The sequence below is a fragment of the Arthrobacter terricola genome (assembly GCF_004354015.1).
Lineage (GTDB): Bacteria > Actinomycetota > Actinomycetes > Actinomycetales > Micrococcaceae > Arthrobacter > Arthrobacter terricola.
This window is the reverse complement of sequence record NZ_SMRU01000007.1, coordinates 24,899-42,538: the sequence shown is the minus strand read 5'-3', so window position 1 is coordinate 42,538 and position 17,640 is coordinate 24,899. Positions and strand designations below refer to the sequence as shown.

16 protein-coding genes and 1 riboswitch are annotated in these 17,640 nt (G+C 65.1%); of the genes, 9 read left to right on the top strand and 7 right to left on the bottom strand.

Annotated elements, in window-relative coordinates; all coding sequences use genetic code 11:
* Window positions 1–192 precede the first annotated feature (192 nt).
* Window positions 193–256, top strand: a riboswitch (guanidine-III (ykkC-III) riboswitch).
* Window positions 257–266: 10 nt separating this feature from the next.
* The 5 genes from E1809_RS07275 (at window position 267) to E1809_RS07255 (ending at window position 3,176) form a co-directional block, all read left to right on the top strand.
* Window positions 267–581 carry a DMT family transporter gene (locus E1809_RS07275; RefSeq protein ID WP_133203561.1) on the top strand — a complete coding sequence of 105 codons (315 nt, stop codon included), beginning with the start codon at window positions 267–269 and terminating at the stop codon, window positions 579–581.
* 2 nt (window positions 582–583) lie between these two features.
* Entirely contained in the window at window positions 584–949 is a 366-nt protein-coding gene (locus tag E1809_RS07270) for a DMT family transporter (RefSeq protein ID WP_133203560.1), read from the top strand.
* Between the two features lie 64 nt (window positions 950–1,013).
* A complete protein-coding gene (locus E1809_RS07265; RefSeq protein WP_205754124.1) occupies window positions 1,014–1,382 on the top strand; it encodes a hypothetical protein in 369 nt (122 codons plus the stop codon).
* Between the two features lie 87 nt (window positions 1,383–1,469).
* Window positions 1,470–2,489, top strand: coding sequence for an aldo/keto reductase (locus E1809_RS07260; RefSeq protein ID WP_133203559.1), 1,020 nt, complete (start codon window positions 1,470–1,472; stop codon window positions 2,487–2,489).
* A gap of 36 nt (window positions 2,490–2,525) precedes the next feature.
* Window positions 2,526–3,176 (top strand): MBL fold metallo-hydrolase, encoded by a 651-nt coding sequence (locus tag E1809_RS07255; RefSeq protein ID WP_133203558.1) that lies wholly within the window; start codon window positions 2,526–2,528, stop codon window positions 3,174–3,176.
* Between the two features lie 262 nt (window positions 3,177–3,438).
* On the opposite strand, the gene E1809_RS07250 is transcribed toward E1809_RS07255, so the two are convergent.
* Window positions 3,439–5,166 carry a DEAD/DEAH box helicase gene (locus E1809_RS07250; protein ID WP_133203557.1) on the bottom strand — a complete coding sequence of 576 codons (1,728 nt, stop codon included), beginning with the start codon at window positions 5,164–5,166 and terminating at the stop codon, window positions 3,439–3,441.
* Between the two features lie 326 nt (window positions 5,167–5,492).
* Here E1809_RS07250 and E1809_RS07245 point away from each other — a divergent pair, with 326 nt between their 5' ends.
* Window positions 5,493–6,233, top strand: a complete 741-nt coding sequence (locus tag E1809_RS07245) for a class I SAM-dependent methyltransferase (protein WP_133203556.1) — start codon at window positions 5,493–5,495, stop codon at window positions 6,231–6,233.
* A gap of 1 nt (window position 6,234) precedes the next feature.
* Here E1809_RS07245 and E1809_RS07240 read toward each other — a convergent pair whose 3' ends face one another.
* Window positions 6,235–7,647, bottom strand: coding sequence for an MFS transporter (locus E1809_RS07240; RefSeq protein ID WP_133203555.1), 1,413 nt, complete (start codon window positions 7,645–7,647; stop codon window positions 6,235–6,237).
* Window positions 7,648–7,679: 32 nt separating this feature from the next.
* Window positions 7,680–8,555, bottom strand: coding sequence for a phosphotransferase (locus tag E1809_RS07235; protein WP_133203554.1), 876 nt, complete (start codon window positions 8,553–8,555; stop codon window positions 7,680–7,682).
* Window positions 8,556–9,183: 628 nt separating this feature from the next.
* On the opposite strand from E1809_RS07235, the gene E1809_RS27365 reads away from it, so the two are divergent.
* Window positions 9,184–11,229, top strand: coding sequence for a DUF222 domain-containing protein (locus tag E1809_RS27365; RefSeq protein ID WP_235835494.1), 2,046 nt, complete (start codon window positions 9,184–9,186; stop codon window positions 11,227–11,229).
* A 257-nt stretch (window positions 11,230–11,486) separates the two neighbouring features.
* Here the strand turns inward: E1809_RS27365 and E1809_RS07220 are convergent, their stop codons facing one another.
* Window positions 11,487–12,125, bottom strand: a complete 639-nt coding sequence (locus tag E1809_RS07220; RefSeq protein ID WP_133203553.1) for a hypothetical protein — start codon at window positions 12,123–12,125, stop codon at window positions 11,487–11,489.
* 138 nt (window positions 12,126–12,263) lie between these two features.
* On the bottom strand, window positions 12,264–13,319 hold the full coding sequence (locus E1809_RS07215) for an Lrp/AsnC family transcriptional regulator (RefSeq protein WP_133203552.1): 1,056 nt from the start codon (window positions 13,317–13,319) through the stop codon (window positions 12,264–12,266).
* Window positions 13,320–13,462: 143 nt separating this feature from the next.
* On the opposite strand from E1809_RS07215, the gene E1809_RS07210 reads away from it, so the two are divergent.
* Both E1809_RS07210 and E1809_RS07205 read left to right on the top strand, forming a co-directional pair.
* Window positions 13,463–14,686: a M20 metallopeptidase family protein gene (locus E1809_RS07210; RefSeq protein WP_133203551.1), complete on the top strand. Its 1,224-nt coding sequence runs from the start codon at window positions 13,463–13,465 to the stop codon at window positions 14,684–14,686.
* Window positions 14,687–14,714: 28 nt separating this feature from the next.
* Entirely contained in the window at window positions 14,715–16,007 is a 1,293-nt protein-coding gene (locus tag E1809_RS07205) for an MFS transporter (RefSeq protein ID WP_133203550.1), read from the top strand.
* Window positions 16,008–16,286: 279 nt separating this feature from the next.
* On the opposite strand, the gene E1809_RS07200 is transcribed toward E1809_RS07205, so the two are convergent.
* Both E1809_RS07200 and E1809_RS07195 read right to left on the bottom strand, forming a co-directional pair.
* Complete coding sequence (locus tag E1809_RS07200) at window positions 16,287–16,970, bottom strand: TetR/AcrR family transcriptional regulator C-terminal domain-containing protein (RefSeq protein ID WP_133203689.1); 684 nt, start codon at window positions 16,968–16,970, stop codon at window positions 16,287–16,289.
* A gap of 230 nt (window positions 16,971–17,200) precedes the next feature.
* Window positions 17,201–17,593, bottom strand: coding sequence for a RidA family protein (locus tag E1809_RS07195; protein WP_235835493.1), 393 nt, complete (start codon window positions 17,591–17,593; stop codon window positions 17,201–17,203).
* Between the last annotated feature and the right edge of the window lie 47 nt (window positions 17,594–17,640).

The following is a 17,640-nucleotide window of genomic DNA, read 5'->3' as shown; positions in this document are numbered from 1 at the left end:
GCTCAGCTCACGGCGCGAGGGATGGACATAACGCCAATATGCGCGTTCGCTGACCTCAGGACTGGACATGTGCCCCTCCGAGGCCAACCCCGCCACCGGACATGCGCACCCCGCGTGTCGACCACTGAGCATGTCCATTGGTGAGTTTCGGCACCAAGCTGGCCTCCCGGCGTCGGGCTTGCTAACCTCGAAACAAGGCCCGAAACGGGCCTCCGGACGACGGATCAGTACCCGGCACGCGACAAGACTGGCCAAAGGATCTTGTCATGTCGTGGTTAGTCCTCATCTTTTCCGGCGCGCTTGAGGCCGTGTGGGCCGCAGCGCTCCACCGCTCCAAAGGCTTCCGCAAGCCGATTCCCTCAGTCGTATTTGTCGTCAGTTTGCTCGCGAGCACCGGAGGATTGGCCTTCGCGATGCGATCGATCCCCACAGGCACGGCGTACGCAGTGTGGGTCGGCGTCGGAGTCGTACTGACGGCTGCTTACGCGATGATCACCAAGGTCGAGCGCCCGACGGCGGCCCGTCTCCTGCTGCTCGCTGGCATCGGCGCGTGCGTGGTCGGCTTGAAGGTGGTGGCGTAGCGATGGCCGGCAAGTTTGCATGGGTCATTTTGTTGGCATCGGCCGTACTTGAGGCCGTGTGGGCCACCGCCCTTGGCCTGTCTGCCGGATTCAGCCAACTCATCCCCACCATAGTATTCGCCGTCGCTGCGAGCCTCAGCATGGTCGGCCTCGGAATGGCCGTGAAGCGCATCCCCCTCGGCACGGCCTACGCCGTCTGGGTGGGGATCGGAGCGGCCCTGACCGTGGGCTGGGCAATGGCCACCGGCGTCGAACCTGCCAGCCCCCTCAAGCTGCTGTTCATTGCCGGGATCGTCGGCTGCGCGGCAGGTTTGAAGGCGCTTCCGGCGGAGGCGCGGGATGAAGTGGCCGAACCGGCTGAGCGCTAAGGCCAAGGGAAGCACATGACATCCGCCGGGAATTCGCTGACGGTGGCGGGTGTAGGGTGGCCTCGTGCGCGCTGCCAAGCGGATGATGCGGATCAGCTGGGTCTGCCTTGCGATCGTCAGCCTGGCCATCCTTGTTTTTGGTGTCGTGGTCGCTGCCGTTCCTAGTGGCGGGGACATGGGGCTGTATCGTGCGGATGGCCTGGCTTCGATCGGGCTTGGCTTCTTCGGCGCCATGATCGTCTTGGTTCCGTATCAGCGGAGGGAACTATGGGCATGGTTCGCGCTCTGGTTCTACCCCGTGTTCTGGGCGGTCCACCTCTTAGGAAACCTACCGCCGGGCACCGACCACATCCACCAGGTCATATTCATCGCACTTTCGTTGATCGGCCTCTTGCTGCCCGCGCGCATGTTCTTCCCTGCCGAACCGCACTAGCGGAGCCCGGCCAGAGAAACGCACGGAATACTCCCCCAACCCACACAGTTGCCAGCAAGTAACCACCATTCGGCGAAGGAGTATCCCATGGCCCCGGAATCCACCAAGGTGCAGCTCGGCGACAACTTCCAAGTGAGTCCCCTGGGTTTTGGCGGAATGGCGTTGACCGCCGTCTATGGCGAGGCGGATCCCGCGGAGTCCCTCAAAACGCTCCATCACGCCGTCGACGCGGGCGTCAGTTTCATTGACACCGCGGACGTCTACGGGGCCGGCGGGAACGAAGAGCTGGTCGGGAAGCTACTGAAGGAACGCCGCGACGAGGTTCAGCTGGCCACAAAGTTCGGAATCGTTGGCAATCCGCGGGACGGCTACACGGATGTCCGGGGAGACGCCGCATATGTGGCCCAGGCGGCGGAAGCGAGCCTCCGCCGCCTGGGTACCGACGTCATCGACCTCTATTACATGCACCGCCGTGACCTCCGCGTTCCGATTGTGGAAACCGTGGAGGCCATGGCGGAGCTTGTCCGTGCCGGGAAGGTCCGGCATCTCGGGCTGTCCGAGGTGACAGCCGAAGAGTTGAGGGAAGCCAACGCGGTCCACCCGATCTCCGCCGTGCAGAGCGAGTGGTCCATTTGGAGCCGGGACGTTGAGCGCAACGTCGTCCCTGCCGCGGCTGAACTCGGCGTTGGCTTCGTGCCATACTCGCCGCTGGGCCGCGGGTTCCTGACCGGCACCGTCAGCGCCGAGCAACTCGGCGATCACGACTTCCGGCACCGGATTCCCCGATTCGCCGACGGAGCCCTCGACGCGAACCAGGCAGTTGTTGCCGCGGTGCGCTCCGTCGCCGCGGAGCTGTCCGAAAACACCGGGCAGCTTGCAACTCCTGCCCAGGTGGCCTTGGCGTGGCTTTTCGCCCAGGGCCGCAGGCTCCAGCTCAGCGTCGTCCCCATTCCCGGCACCCGCAAAGCGCACCGGATCGACGAGAACCTGGGCGCGCTATCGCTCGAGTTGAGTGCCGCCCAACTGGACGTGCTCGACGGCGCTGCGGACGCCGTCGTCGGCTCACGGTCCGCGGACCCCACCTGGGTTTCGCAGGGCCGAGAGTAGCCGCAATGCCGCCTGCGGCTTCCGTAGAGTGGACCAATGGACTCACTCATTCATTCACTGCGCGACGTCACCATCCGGCGCATCTCGGTCAGCGAGATGAACAACAACGTGTATCTGCTGACCGCGAAAGCAAGCGGCGCACAGCTCCTGATCGACGCGGCGGACGACCTTCCAGCCATCCAGGCGATGCTGGCAGAGTCGGCCTCTGATGCCTCGGCTACCCCGAAGCTAGCCTTGATCGCCACGACGCATCAGCATTGGGACCACGTGCGAGCGCTTCCCGGCTTGGTGGAAGCGACGAGGGTGAAGACTGCCGCCGGTGTGGACGACGCCGAAGAGCTGCCCGTTCCGGTCGACGTCCCACTGAGTCATGGCGACGTGGGAACCTTTGACGGTTTCGACATCACAGCAGTTCACCTGCGCGGGCACACACCGGGGTCAATCGCATACGTGTACCAAGACCCGGAAGGCCCCGCGCACATCTTCAGCGGTGACTCTCTGTTTCCCGGAGGCGTCGGCAACACCCAGGGCGATCCCGCGCGATTCACCTCGTTGTTGAACGACGTGACCGAGCGACTGTTCAATGTCTACCCGGACGAGACCTTAGTACACCCCGGCCACGGCGATCCGACAACCCTCGGCGCAGAGCGGCCACACCTTGCGGAATGGCGCGAACGCGGCTGGTAATTACGTACCCGCTGTACGGAGCATGCTCATTCTTTGACTCTACGAATGGACATGCTCCGTAAAGGCGATACGTTCACCACCGAGCATGTTCCTCGCGCAAGCCAAGGAATGGACATATACGGAATATGTCCACTCCACACGGCCTACGCTGAGCATGCTCCTTGGGATCGGGAAAAACGCTGGGTCGGGGAAGAAGGCGCATGCTCACCGAAGCGAGCGATATCGCCCGGAATCCCCGAAACCCCGCTCCCCCGGGAAACCCCTAGCGACCTCGGCGTTCGTTCGATGCCGGAGCCGACGCACGGCGTGAACCGCTGCGTACCGGACGGCCAGAGCCCGAGCCGTACGAACCGCCAGAAGTGCCGCCGGTGTTGGAGGACCATACGGCTTTGTTTCCACCGCGGGTCGAGGTCACGGAATCCGTCCTGGGCGCCGACGTCGAGCGGTTGCCCGCGGAAGCCCGCTGGCCCGTGGCCGGACGTCCGCCTTGCCCCTGCGCCGCTTGGCCACGGCCACCCTGGCCGCGCGAGCCGGGAACGTCGTTCCGGTGCGCGGAACCCGAGGTGCCGCGACCACGCGAGTTGCGGGCGACGTCGTCGTTCGCTGCGGCGCGGCGCTCGGCACGGTTGATGTCGGTCCGGACCGGCTCGGCCGAAACCTTGCCCCGCCCGCCGCGACCACCACGGCCACCTGCGGTCGGCGATGCCTGGCCGGAACGACGCGTCCGCTTACGCTGCGCATTCGCGCCAGTGGACGTGCCGCCGCCCTGCTGCGGAGCCTTCGCCGCAAGCAGCGCTGCCCGGGTGCGGGGGTCGACCTTGTCGGCAACTTCGCCTACCAATTCGGCAACCAGCGGCGAATTTGCGGTGACGCGCTCGAACGTGACGTCGACGCCGGCGGCCTTCATGAGCTTCTTGACGTCGGACTGCTGGTCCGGAAGCGTCAACGTCACTACGGTGCCGTCGGACCCTGCTCGCGCAGTACGGCCCGATCGGTGCAGGTACGCCTTGTGCTCCGTGGGCGGGTCGACGTGGATGACGAGTTCGACGTCGTCGACGTGCACACCGCGGGCGGCGACGTCGGTAGCCACCAGGACGCGGACCTCACCGCTGGAGAACTCGGCGAGGTTGCGGTCTCGGGCGTTCTGCGACAGGTTGCCGTGCAGGTCGACGGCGGGGATCCCGCAATCCGTGAGGGTTTTGGCCAGCTTGCGGGCGTGGTGCTTGGTCCGCATGAAGAGGACGCGGCGGCCGGCGCCGGAAGCCAATTCGACGATCAGTTGCTTCTTGACGGTTTGGTCGTTGACCACCAGGACGTGGTGTTCCATGGTGGTGACAGCGGCCTGGGGGTCGTCCACGGAGTGCGTCAGCGGGTTGGAGAGGTAACGGTTGACCAGCTTGTCAACACCGTTGTCCAACGTCGCAGAGAAGAGCAGACGCTGGCCCTTCGCGGGGGTCATGTCCATGAGCTTCTTGACGACGGGCAGGAAGCCAAGATCCGCCATATGGTCGGCCTCGTCCAGCACCGTCACTTCAACGGCTTCAAGAGTCAGGATGCGCTGGCGGATCAGGTCTTCGAGGCGCCCCGGGCAAGCGATGACGATGTCGACGCCGGCACGCAGCGCCTTTTCCTGGCGTGCCTGGGAGATGCCGCCGTAGATGACGGTGGTGTTCAAGCCCATGGCCTTGGCGAGCGGCTCAACCGTGGCGTTGATCTGCGTTGCGAGTTCGCGGGTGGGAGCGAGGACCAGGCCCATCGGACGGCCGGGCTTGCGGAAGTATTCGGCCTCGCGTTCTGCGAGGCGCGCGACCAACGGGATCGCGAAGGCGATGGTCTTGCCCGAGCCCGTGCGGCCGCGGCCCAGGACGTCGCGGCCCGCGAGCGTATCCGGCAGGGTCTTGACCTGGATGGGAAAGGCTTCTTCGATGCCGGAAGCGGCAAGGGATTCGACAATGGCTTTGGGCGTGCCAAGGGCAGCAAAAGTAGTCATGTACTTCAAGGGTCTTTCTGGCGGTGTCCAGCGGACATCTTCCCTCGACGCCGGTTGGGCCAAGGGTTTCGCCGAGGAAAAGTCAGTGATCGACCGGGTAGGCAGCGAGCCTTGGCCGGGACCATAAAAACGCGTTCATCGACGCAGGATGTGCCTCTCACATGAAAAAAGCCCACTTACCTAAAACTAAGCGGGCATCACTGCACATCAAGTAACTCGATTCTAGCATCCTCCCGCAGCCCACCCGGACGGGCAGGGCGCTGACCTGTCCCCCACATGTCAACTCCCACGTTGCCTGCCCCGGTTCGGCAAGGCACTCTGGAGGCATGACGCATCATCACGACGGCGACCCATCCCTTTCGCACGGCGCTCACCTTTCGTACGGCTCCCGCCACGAGCACGGCGCCCACCATGTGACGGGCGGCGCTGATACGGACGAAGCCAGCGACCCCGCGCAGTTCTGGGACGGGGTGTATCAGGAAAAGGAGAAGAGGTGGAGCGGGAATCCCAACGCACAACTGATCGCGGAAGCCACCGAATTGGCGCCTGGCACAGCCCTCGACCTCGGCTGCGGTGAAGGCGCGGATGCCATCTGGCTCGCACAGCATGGCTGGACGGTCACCGCGGTGGACGTATCCGCCGTCGCGCTTGAACGGGCCGCCGTGCACGGCACGGAGGCAGGAACTTCGAATATCTCGTGGCAACAGCGCGATCTTGCCTTGTGGCGCCCGGAGGAGCAGTTCGACCTCGTCTCGTCCCACTTCCTTCACTCGCCGATGTTCTCGTGGCGCGATGCCCTCTCGTCGGCCGCCGGTGCTGTCGCCGAACATGGCACCCTGTTGGTGGTCGGGCATCATCCGGCTGGACTGGCTCCGTGGAACGCCCACAAGGACATGCAGGACAAGTTCTTCACCCCTGAGGACGCCGTTGATGCACTTACCGCCGGTCCGGGCAGATGGAGAATCAACGTTGCCGATTCGCGGGAGCGGCTGGTGACCGGGCCGGAAGGCCAGCAGGCCGCCGTCGTCGACAGCGTGCTGCGCGCCACGCGGACTTCAGCCGACTAACTCAAGCCCGGACGTCGTCGGCTTCGTCAGCGGGACGCGCACCGGCGATCCGGACGACTTCGGTCCGCTTGCGGCCGGCGACCCGCGGAGCGACCAGTAGCCCGACGACGGCGATCCCCGCGGTCAGCGCGAATACGCCCGCGAAGGAGGCTCCCGCCGTCGTGAGGGCGCTGAAGACGAGTCCCGTCAGGGCGAGCGAAAGCGCGCCTCCCAGGGAATCCGTGATGGACATGGCCGAGCTGTTGAAGCCTTGGTCCTCGGGGCCCGAAAGTGCCAGCGTCATGACGCTGAGCCTCGGATACATCACTCCCATGCCGGCGCCTGCGAACAGCCAGCCCAGGATCGCGACCCCGACCGGCCACGAGAAAACGGTCGTCACGAGAACCAGCGCAATAGCGCCGAGCACCGAGAGGGCTCCGATCCGAACAGCTCCGGCGTGACCTAGCCTGGACCCCAGCCTCCCTTGGACGGCCGACGCTCCGGCCCACGCAAGCGCGGATCCCGTCAATGCGAGTCCGGCAAACGCGGGCGTGAAGGCGTAGTGGTCAGTGAGCAGGTACGGCACGTAGACTTCGGCGCCGAAGAACGACGCCGACGCGAACCCGCGCATGAGAATGACGCTCGGGAGGCCGCGGCGTGCACGGAGAGTCCCTCGCGGAACCAAGGGGCGGACGGCCACCAACGCGAGGACAAGTGCGACGGCGGCAGTCGCCCAACCGACCCCCGGCACCTGGCCGGAGAGGTTCAGTCCGAGGACAGCGAAAGCCGCGAGGGCGGCCCAGGCGAGGCGGCCGAACGCCCAGGGAACATCGGCGTCGGACGCGGTTGCCGGCAGGGACCGCATCGCGGGCAGGATCATCGCCAAGGCCGGAATGACAAGGCCTACGACGCCGAGGAACACCCAGTGCCAGCTGAGGACCTGGGCGACGACGCCCGCTGCAAAGGGGCCGATCATCGACGGAACCACCCAAGCCGCTGAAAACGCGGCGAATACCTGCGCGTGGAGCCTGCCCGGATAGACGCGGGCGATGACCACGTAGAGCGCAACGGTCATGGCTCCCCCGCCGAGCCCCTGCACGAGCCGGCCGGAAACCAGGACGGGCATGGAAACCGCTGTGCCGGCGATGATCAGCCCCGCCGCGAACAGGGCGACGGAAGCATACAACGGCGCCGACGGACCACGTCGGTCCGCCCAGTTTCCGGCACCGACCATTCCGATCACGCCCGTAGCCAGCGGCCCGGCGAACGCAAGTGCGTAGAGACCGGCTCCGTTCAACTCACGGCTGACGAGCGGCATGATGGTGGTGACCGCCATCGACTCGAAGGCGGCCAGGAAGACCAGCGCGCAGGAACCGACCGTCGCCAAAAGGTAGGGGCGATGGAAGATGCCTGCTGATGGATCGTCGCTCGTCATCATCCCAGCCTAGAAGGCCAAACGAGTTTGGGTCAGTGGTTAGGGTCGGGCTTCTGGTCGCGCGTGCGGTCCGGGTCCAATAGCGCCCGTTCCAGCGCCGCGCTGTTTTCCCGCAGCCACTCTTGCCGACGCATGATTTTGTCGCCGACTCCTTCGGCCCACATGCGGGCCCAGCCGCCCCCGTCCTGCTCGGCGCGGGCCTTCATTCGTGCCCAACTCCGGCCCGCGGCGCCGACCGCGAAGGCCGGGAGACGCCGTCGTCGTTCGTCATCCAGTCCGTAGCTGTCTGCGAGCAACCTGAGGCGGCGGAAGCGGTCGGTTGTTTCCCAGCCGGGCCACAAGTCGGCGTCGGCCATGAGCGGGCACCAATGCATCGCCGTGTTCGCGAACTCCGCAAGCACCGTGGTTGGCCTGGCGAGGTCGAAATCAACGAGCCCAACGGCGAGCCCATCGCGGACCACCACGTTTTGCGGGGTGACATCCATGTGCGAAACGAGCTCGGGAGGATCGGGGTCCGGAGCAACACGTGACTCGGGAAAGGGGAACTCGGCAGCCCAGTAACTTAGCGAGGCATCGGTCAGGCGCCGCAACAGGCGCCCCAGAGAAGTGAGCAGGACCTCTGAACGGACCCAGGACTCCGGGATTTGGGCTGCGCATGTGCCGTCGATGAACGTCAGGACATCGCGCCCTTGCGAGTCACGGCCCAGGAACCGAGGCGAACCGTCAAATCCTTGGCTATCGAGATGGTCGAGGTAGGCGGCGACGGCGAAAGACCGCGGGTGGGCAGGCCGCCGGACCGTTGAGCCAATGCGGACCATGCCTTCAGTGACATCCCCAGTAGGAAGTTCAATCACGACGGCGTTGCTGTCCTCCGCGTCGAAGTGGCGGCAATCGGGCCGGGTCACCATGGTTACAATGCTAGCTGAGCGTCGGGTTGGTGGAGGCGGCGGTTTAGCGGACGCAGCTTCTGGCGGGCGCGGTTTCTGGCGGGCCCGCCCTCGGGGGCTCGCGCGGCGCACGTCGACGACGCCGGCCGCGATCCCGTCGCTTGAAGCGCCGGGATGTCTGACGAGAACTGCCGCGGGTGGGGACTGTCCTTTAATGCCGGGGTCTTCCAGGAGGTTTGGTTATGAATTGGACCGAGAGGGAACAGCCTTGCGAACGCGGCAGCTTCGGACCTGTGCGTTATCTGGTGGTTCCAGTGACTCAGGTCGGCGACGCCGGGCGCGATTCCGTCGCTTGATGCGCCGGAATGTAAAACAGGAACTGCCGCGGTGGTGCGGGTCCTCTTATTGTCGGGGTCTTCTGAATTGCTTTGAGCGCGGACGCGGACTGGGAGGGAACGGGTTTGCGGACACGGCAGCTTGCGGCCGGCGCGTATCCGGGTGGTGGCTCGAACAGCTCAGGTCGACGATGCTGGCCGTGATCCCGTCGCTTGATGGGCCGGAATGTAAAACAAGAGCCGGTTTTTCAAACAAGAACCGCCGAGGACTGGGCGGGGCTTATTTTGTCGGGGGTCCGTGGAAGGCTTTGGGTATGGACGGGATTGGGGGATCGGTTTTGCGGACGCGGCAGCTTCGGGCGGACATGCCTTCGGGCGATGGTCCGCGTGATGCTGCCGTTCGTGGCGCCGGGTCGCCAATCGCCGCTCTTCCCGGGACTGATCCCCGTCCTGCTCCTGGTGCAGATCCGTTCGCCTTGATCGAGGAAGCGATCGCGGCGGTGGTTGCGTTCCGTCCCGGCACCCACGCCGATTTGACCGATACCACCACAATCCCCGCCACCACCGCCGGTGCCCCCGAAATCACCGCCGCCACCGACTCAAGCGCGGGGGCGGGTGGGGAGTTGATTGCTCAGTTGCGCCTGTTGGAGGATTTGAAATCCGCGATCGCCGGGGCGCAGGCCAGGATCACTGTCGCGTTCGACACCGCCCGGCGCCGCGCCCACGCGAACCTGGGTGTTCCTGCCGCGGAACAGGGCAAAGGCGTCGCCGCGCAGGTCGCGCTGGCGAGGCGGGAATCCCCGGCCAAAGGCGCCCGCCTCCTGGGTCTCGCCAGGGCGTTGGTGGTGGAGATGCCCCGGACCCTGGCCGCCCTGGAGACCGGACAACTCAACGAATGGCGCGCGACGCTGCTGGTGAAGGAAACCGCCTGCCTCACTGCCGTGGACCGGGCCGGTGTCGACGCCGAACTGGCCCCCGACACCGGAACCCTCAACGGTGCCGGAGACAAAGCGGTCATCGCCGCGGCCCGGGCGGCCGCATACCGACGTGACCCGGGCTCGGTCACCCGCCGCGCCGCCCGCGCCGTGACCGAGAGGCACGTCAGCCTGCGCCCGGCCCCGGACACCATGACGTATTTGACAGCGCTGCTGCCCGTCGCCCAGGGCGTGGCCGTGCACGCCGCCCTGTCCCGCCACGCAGACACCCTCCGCTCGTCCGCGGGCGGGGAGGCCCGTTCCCGCGGACAGGTCATGGCCGACACCCTGGTCGAACGCACCACCGGGACCCGGGCGGGGATCACCGGCATCGACCTCCAACTCGTCATGACCGACCGCACCCTCCTGCAAGGCCACAGCGAACCGGCAAGGATCCCCGGCTACGGCATCGTCCCCGCCACTTGGGCCAGAACCCTCCTCACCACCAACCCCGGACCCACCGAACACCACCCCGAAACCGGACACAACGGCGGCGACAGGCAAGAATCCGGAGACGGAACGCACCGGGACGGGCAGAAACCTGGGCCCGAAGCCGAGCAGGCCGGGCCGGGTGGTCGATCCAGACGGGCGGGTCGAACCGGGACCCGAAAAGACGGACCGAAGCATGGATCCGGGCAAGACGGCCAGCAACCCGGGATCGAAGTCGGCCAGGCCGGGCCGGGCGGTCGATCCAGACGGGACGGGCAGAAACCCGGTGCCGGACGAAGAAGTCGGACCGGAACCGGGAAAGACGGTCAGGACCGAGGGAGCAGACGCAGCCACCGGGCAGGTCAAGAACACAGAACCGGTCAGCAACGCGACCAGGGGGCCGTGCACTCCGCGGTCGTCGGTGCGCGGCGCCCCGGGCCGGAGGATTCCCCATCAGACGAGACGGCTTTCAAAGTCTGGTTGCGGCGGCTGTTCACCGCGCCCGGCAGCGGGGAACTCGCCGCCGCCGATTCGAAGGCCAGGCTCTTCCCGCCCGGGCTGAGGCGCCTCATCCAGGTCCGGGACAACACCTGCCGCACCCCCTACTGCGACGCGCCCATCAGGCACCTGGACCACATCCTCGCCTGGCACCTGGGCGGAACCACCAACCAAAACAACGGGGCAGGACTGTGCGAAGCCTGCAACCACACCAAAGAACTCCCCGGCTGGTCAACCCGCACCCACAAACCACAACCCGGCCGCCGGCATGCCTTCGAACTCGTTACCCCCACTGGGCACAGCTACGAATCAACAGCCCCGCCCCTGCCCGGCACGCCCCCCACCCCGGACCCGGACGTCCAAATCTCACCCTTCGAAACCGCCGCCCCCTACAACTGGGACGACTGGAACCACCAACACAACCCAAACCACCAACCACAACTACGCAAACCCGCCTAAAAAGAACAAGCCCCTAGCCAACGGCCCGGCGAGCGCAAGTGCGCAGAAACCGGCTCCGTTCAACTCGCGGCTGACGAGAGGCATGATGGTCAGCGAGCAGGAACCGGCCGTGGCCAGGGGCTAACAGCTAAGGGCTATGGAAGACTCCTGCTGCTGTGTCGTCGCCCGTCGTCATCCCAACCTTGGAAGGCCGGACGAGTTCGGACTACACCCGGGAGCAGATTCGCCCGACCCATCGGACGCGACGTGACCGCTTGCTACTGCCAGGCCGTGGCGAACCAGGCGATGGCTGCGACGTACCCAACGAGGGTCAGGGAGGCGAAGCGGGCCGGAGTCCCGAGCGGGTTACGGCGGGTAAATCCGAAGGCGGAGTTCGCGTTAAACAGATGCAGGAGGAGTCCCCCGCCGAGGAGTCCGGCGTACATGCCCGGACTGGCGATCAGGAGGACACGGGCAGCGAAAAACAGGTACTCGAGGACGAACGCCGTCTTCGGCAGATCCCACAACCCGGCACCGAGCTTGCGGTCGTGCCCGCCCGGCCCAAGTAGTGGCAGGTCCGCGCGATGCACCACGAGGTCGAGAATCCAGTGCGAGACCGCGCCAAGCCAGAACACAAGCCCGGCGATCCAGCTCTGATAAACGATGGCGAAGATGGCGGCCGGGACCAACGCGAGCAGGTTCGACAGCACGAGCGAGTGCGAGACCGGGTAGGAATCAAAGCGCACGGCTCGTTGAAGAGGATCATCACGGTCCACCGTGACCTGTTCGCGGCCGGCCATCACCAGGATTGGCCAGGCGAGGTCCGGCCACGCAACTCCGACGGCTGCCGCTGGAATCGGAGCGCCCGGGATCGCGCCAACGAGCACGGCCGCGGCGGCGTAATGACCGATATACATGGCCCCAACTCTGTCGTCATCGCAGTAGCGGACATTTGTGGCAGCAGTGAACGGAGGGGGAACATCCTGCGCACAAATGATGTGCACCGGACGTCTCCCGGGCCGCACGGATTACGTACCGATAAAGCGGCAGGCGGGTCACGCCGTCGTCGGCACCTCTATCGCGGGGAACAACTCACCGGCGGCGGTGGGCACGACGGCGCCGGTCGCCGTCGAGTCCTGGTTCAGCATCCAGCCGACCCGCTTGGCCGTGTTCAGCATGACGACGCTTTCGACGAGTTCGATCCTTGGGATGCGCTGTTGGATGGCGAGCTCCATTTCCATGACTTCGGCCAGCGTGCGCAACCACATGATGATGACGAAGTTGGTGCTCCCGGTGGTGGACGCGGTGAACCGGACGTTCCGGACGGCCCGTAGCTCGGCAGCAGCGGCCTCGTGCTGCCCTGCCGGAACGTTCGCGAACCACTGACAGGTAATTGGATAGCCGGAGAATTGCTGGGCTATCTCGCAGCGGAAGGACAGCATTCGACTGGCGAGGACTCGTCCAAGCTGCCGCTGCACCGTGGCGGGATGCCGGCCGAGGGCCCGGGCGATCTCCGCGGCGGAAGCCCTTCCGTCCCGGGCGAGGAACGGAAACAACGCCATGTGGCTCTCCGGCAGGGGCGTGACAATCGCGTCGGGCGAAGACGGATTCGCTGCTTCGGGCCCCGCGAGCGCGCGCAATGCCTGCTGCTCCGCACGGCTCAGGACGTTCAGCCGCCAGGCGTAGCCGCTCGTATGGATGCGGGTGCACAGCGAAGTCCGGTACTTCGTCAGCCCGCGGATTTCCTTGAGCCTCGGGAGGAGCCGGTTGCTGAACTCGCCGAGGTCCTGCGTAATGACCGTCAACATGAGGTCCCGGTTGCTGGCGGCCTCCTCAACCGTGATGACTTCCGGGATGGCAGCAAGCGCGGCCGTGACTTCGGGCCTGAGGTGCATTTCGCAGTCGACATCGATAAGGGCGAGGCACGCGTTCTTTGGGTCGCCCATGAGGTGCGCAGTGGTCCAAGCCGCCCCCGATTCGCGCAGCCTGTCCCAGCGGGACGCCAAGGTGGTGGGGTGGACGTCCAGGACGTCAGCGGCGTCCGACCAGCTGATCCGGGGTGAGATCTGCAGGGCGTTGATGAGCCGGAGATCCTCTTCACTGAGTTCCATCAGCAGACTCCCTTCAAAGCGTGCACGAATCCTGTTAATCATGGCATCTTTGAGAATTTTTCGAGGGCTTTCAAGAACTGTGAGGCCAGTCACTCCACAATAGCTATAGCTACTTACCAACCGTTCGGGAAACAGGAGAACACATGTCGATCGCCGCAGACGCCAAAGAAATGCAGGGGGAAATCGCCCGGTTCCGCCACGAGCTCCACCAGGAGCCTGAAATCGGCCTGGACCTCCCGCGCACCCAGGAAAAGGTGCTCAAGGCGCTCGACGGCCTCCCGTACGAAATCACCCTCGGTGAGAGCACGACGTCGGTCACTGCGGTCCTGCGGGGCGGCGCGGCTCACGCTTCGGCTGAGAAACCGGTGGTCCTGTTGCGTGCCGACATGGATGGCCTCCCCGTCCAGGAGCGCACCGGCGTCGAGTTCTCGTCAAAGATCGACGGCGCCATGCACGCTTGCGGCCACGACCTCCACACGTCGATGCTCGCCGGGGCAGCGACCCTCCTGGCTGAGCGCCGCCACCTACTGGCCGGTGACGTGGTGCTGATGTTCCAGCCGGGCGAAGAAGGATTCGACGGAGCGGGCCACATGATCCGCGAAGGCGTGCTCGACGCCGCGGGCCGCCGCGTGGACGCCGCCTACGGAATGCACGTGTTTTCCTCCCTGGAACCGCATGGCCAGTTCTGCACAAAGTCGGGCGTCATGATGAGCGCGTCGGACGGCCTGTTTGTTACCGTCCTGGGCGCCGGTGGACACGGCTCGGCTCCCCACGCGGCAAAGGATCCGGTCACGGCGGCAGCCGAAATGGTGACGGCCCTGCAGGTCATGGTCACGCGGCAGTTCAACATGTTCGATCCCGTAGTCCTGACGGTGGGCCTGCTTCAGGCCGGGACGAAGCGCAACGTCATTCCCGAATCCGCCCGCTTCGAGGCCACCATCCGCACGTTCTCTGAATCTTCCCGCGAGAAGATGATGACTGCCATCCCGCAACTCCTCAAAGGCATCGCCTCGGCCCACGGCGTCGAAGTGGACGTCGACTACCGCGGCGAATACCCGCTGACGATCACCGACGTAGACGAGACGAACACCGCCGAAAACGTCATCGCAGGCATGTTCGGCGATTCCCGGCTCTCGCGCTGGGCCACGCCGATGAGCGGCTCGGAGGATTTCTCCCGGGTCCTGGCCGAAGTACCCGGAACCTTCGTAGGCCTTAGCGCCGTCCCGAAGGGCGTGGACCACGCCACCTCGCCGTTCAACCACTCCCCTTACGCAACTTTCGACGACGGCGTACTGTCCGACGGCGCGGCGCTCTACGCCGAGCTCGCGACCTCCCGCATCGCAGCCCTCGCCGGCGCAAGCAACTAACCACCACCCCAGCCATTTGGAGCACGACATGACCGCTACCGTAGGCACCGCAGCCACCGCCCGGGTCCACAAGTCCCATCTCAGGACCCTCATTGGCACGGGCATCGGCAACGCCGTCGAATGGTACGACTGGGCGATCTACGCCACCTTCGCGCCGTTCATCGCGAGCGCCCTGTTCAGCACCGCGGACCCCACATCGGCGGTCCTCTCCACCTTGGCGATCTTCGCCGTCGGATTCGTCGCCCGGCCGTTCGGCGGATTCGTCTTCGGCTGGATCGGAGACAGGATCGGCCGGAAGACGTCCATGACGTTCGCCGTCGGCCTCGGCGCCTTCGGCAGCCTGTTGATCGGCATCGCGCCGACATTCCAGGCCGTCGGCGCCTTGGCTTCCGTGACGCTCCTGGTTGCGCGCCTCATCCAGGGCCTCGCCCACGGTGGCGAGCTGCCGTCGTCGCAAACGTACTTGTCCGAAATGGCACCGAAGGAAAAGCGCGGATTCTGGGCCACGCTCATCTACACCTCGGGTACCGCCGGCATCCTCGTCGGAACCCTGCTCGGCGCAATCCTGACGGGTGTTTTGAGCAAGGCGGACATGAATGCCTGGGGTTGGCGGATTCCCTTCCTGATCGGTGGCGCGCTCGGCGTGTATGCCCTGATCATGCGGGCCAAGATGAAGGAAACGGAGGCGTTCGAGTCCGAAGCTCCGAAGGAAAAGCGGACCCCGATGTGGCCGCAAATCGTCAAATACCGCAAGCAGGCGTTGCAAGTGGTCGGCCTGACGGTGGGCCTCACGGTTGTCTATTATATTTGGGGCGTCGTAGCCCCGAGCTACGCTGCGACCGCGCTCAAGATGGACCGTGGAGCCGCGCTGTGGGCCGGAGTCATCGGCAACGTCGCGTTCATCGCTTCGCTGCCGTTCTGGGGAAAGCTCTCGGACCGCATCGGCCGCAAGCCCGTGCTGATCGTCAGCTCGGCCGGAGCCGCTTTGCTGCACTTCCCCATGACGTGGCTCCTCAAGGATTCCCCGTGGCAGTTGGCCGTCAGCATGTCGGTCATGTTGTTCTTCATCGCCGGCAGCGCCTCGATTGTCCCTGCCGTGTACGCCGAGTTGTTCCCCACCAAGATCCGGACTGTGGGCGTCGGCGTCCCCTACTCTATCTGCGTCGCCGTCTTCGGCGGTACGGCCCCGTACCTGCAGACGTGGCTCGGCAGCATCAACCAGGCGAACATGTTCAATGTCTACGCCATCGTGCTTCTTGTGATCGGTATAGCGTTCGCCGTCACGATCCCGGAGACCAAAGGCAAGGACCTTACCCAGTAACCAGCTTTCCGGCCGCGGGAGTGCCGTCATGAGGTGGTCATGACGGCACTCCCGCGGCTTTCCTTGCCCGGCGCCGGCGGGTAGGCCTGGTCTATTTCGCGACGATCAAGGCTTTGGGTGGCGGCTTTGTTCCACACAAACGTCACCCAACATTTAGACAGTAACCTTACTATTTCGGGGAGTAAACCCCTTGCCTATGCGGTGCGGCGCGGGGTGAGTGGTGAGGGCCGAGTTCGACGGCGGTGCGGAACGCGGCCAACGTGATTGGTCCTGCCGGCCTCAGGTGTACGCCTCCGAAGTGGTCTCGAGTTGTTGGCCGAGCCCGGCGAGGAGGATGGTGATTCCCTGATCGAGTTCGTGTTCGCCGTCGTACTCCAGAAGCTCGGGAGCGAGCCGGCGCAAGTGCGGGAATTCGCGCAAGGGCAAGCGCTGGAGCCCGAGCTGGAGCAATGCCTCGTTTTCCTCCGGATCCACGATCAGTTCCTGGAGTTCATTAAGGATGTGTCCGTAGAGGAAGCCGTAAAAAGCCCGATAGACGTGCAAGGCATCCCCGGGAGCAAACCCTGCGCGGATCAAGATTCCAAGGATTTGCTCGAGCGGCCGGAGCGTTCCCGCCGGACGCAAGCCCAAGGGGGTGGAGAGCGGTCCGGTGACGAGCAGTGGAACGACGTTCGGGTGCCGCAAGCACACACGGCGCATTTCGTGGGCCATCCGGCGCAATTGAATCTGCCAATGGGCATCGTCCGTAAAGATCTCCACCTCGTCCAAGACCAGTTCGGCAACTCCCGCCAGCAGCTCCTTCCGGTTTGCCGCGTGCCGGTACACCGCCATTGGATCGCGCCCCAAGGCTTGCCCGAGCCGACGCATACTCAGGGCATCCAATCCATGTTCGTCCACCAACTCGAGCGCCGCGCCCAGGACTGTCCGGCGATTGAGCCGCCCGCTCCCCTCCTGCGCTTGCATTCCCGCATTCACGATGACTGCCTCCTGCTTGACCGTCCCATGCTTTGTGACCCCTGTAGGTCTACAATGTAGACAAGAACAGAAATCTACGAGTTACGTCTACAGTGCAGTCCTCTCTGGGACGCACCGCACCAAACGCCAGAACAGCTCTTCGGCTTGTATCTCAGCTGGTGCAGACTAAACCACCAGGCGCCGGCCTCCGAAGCCGAGTTCCGGGAGGCCATGAAGCATCACCGAATCAACCCCTCCGGGATAACAGCGACCACGTCGATCTCGACGAGGAAGTCTCCCAGGAAAGATCCCACAGTAGTGCGTGCCGGAAACGGCGCAACAACGAATTCTTCGTAGATGGCATTGAAACCCGGGAAATCCCGGCCGGGGTGGTGAAGGTGCACAGTCGCCTTCACCACGTGCCCGAAGTCCAGCTGATGCGCGGCAAGGACTTCGCTGACGTTTCGCATTGCCTGGACGGTTTGTTCTTCGATGGTGGTTCCGACCCTTTCTCCCGTGATCGGATCATGGGGCGTCTGGCCTGCCGTGTACAGGAATCCGTTGGCGGCGATGGCCTGGGAGTAGGGACCGGCCGGACCCGGAGCGAGGCTGGTGGTGATTTGACGGCGCAAGTGCGTGCCTTTCTTTGAGTTCGGGTTCTTCGAGTTCGTGTGTTGGG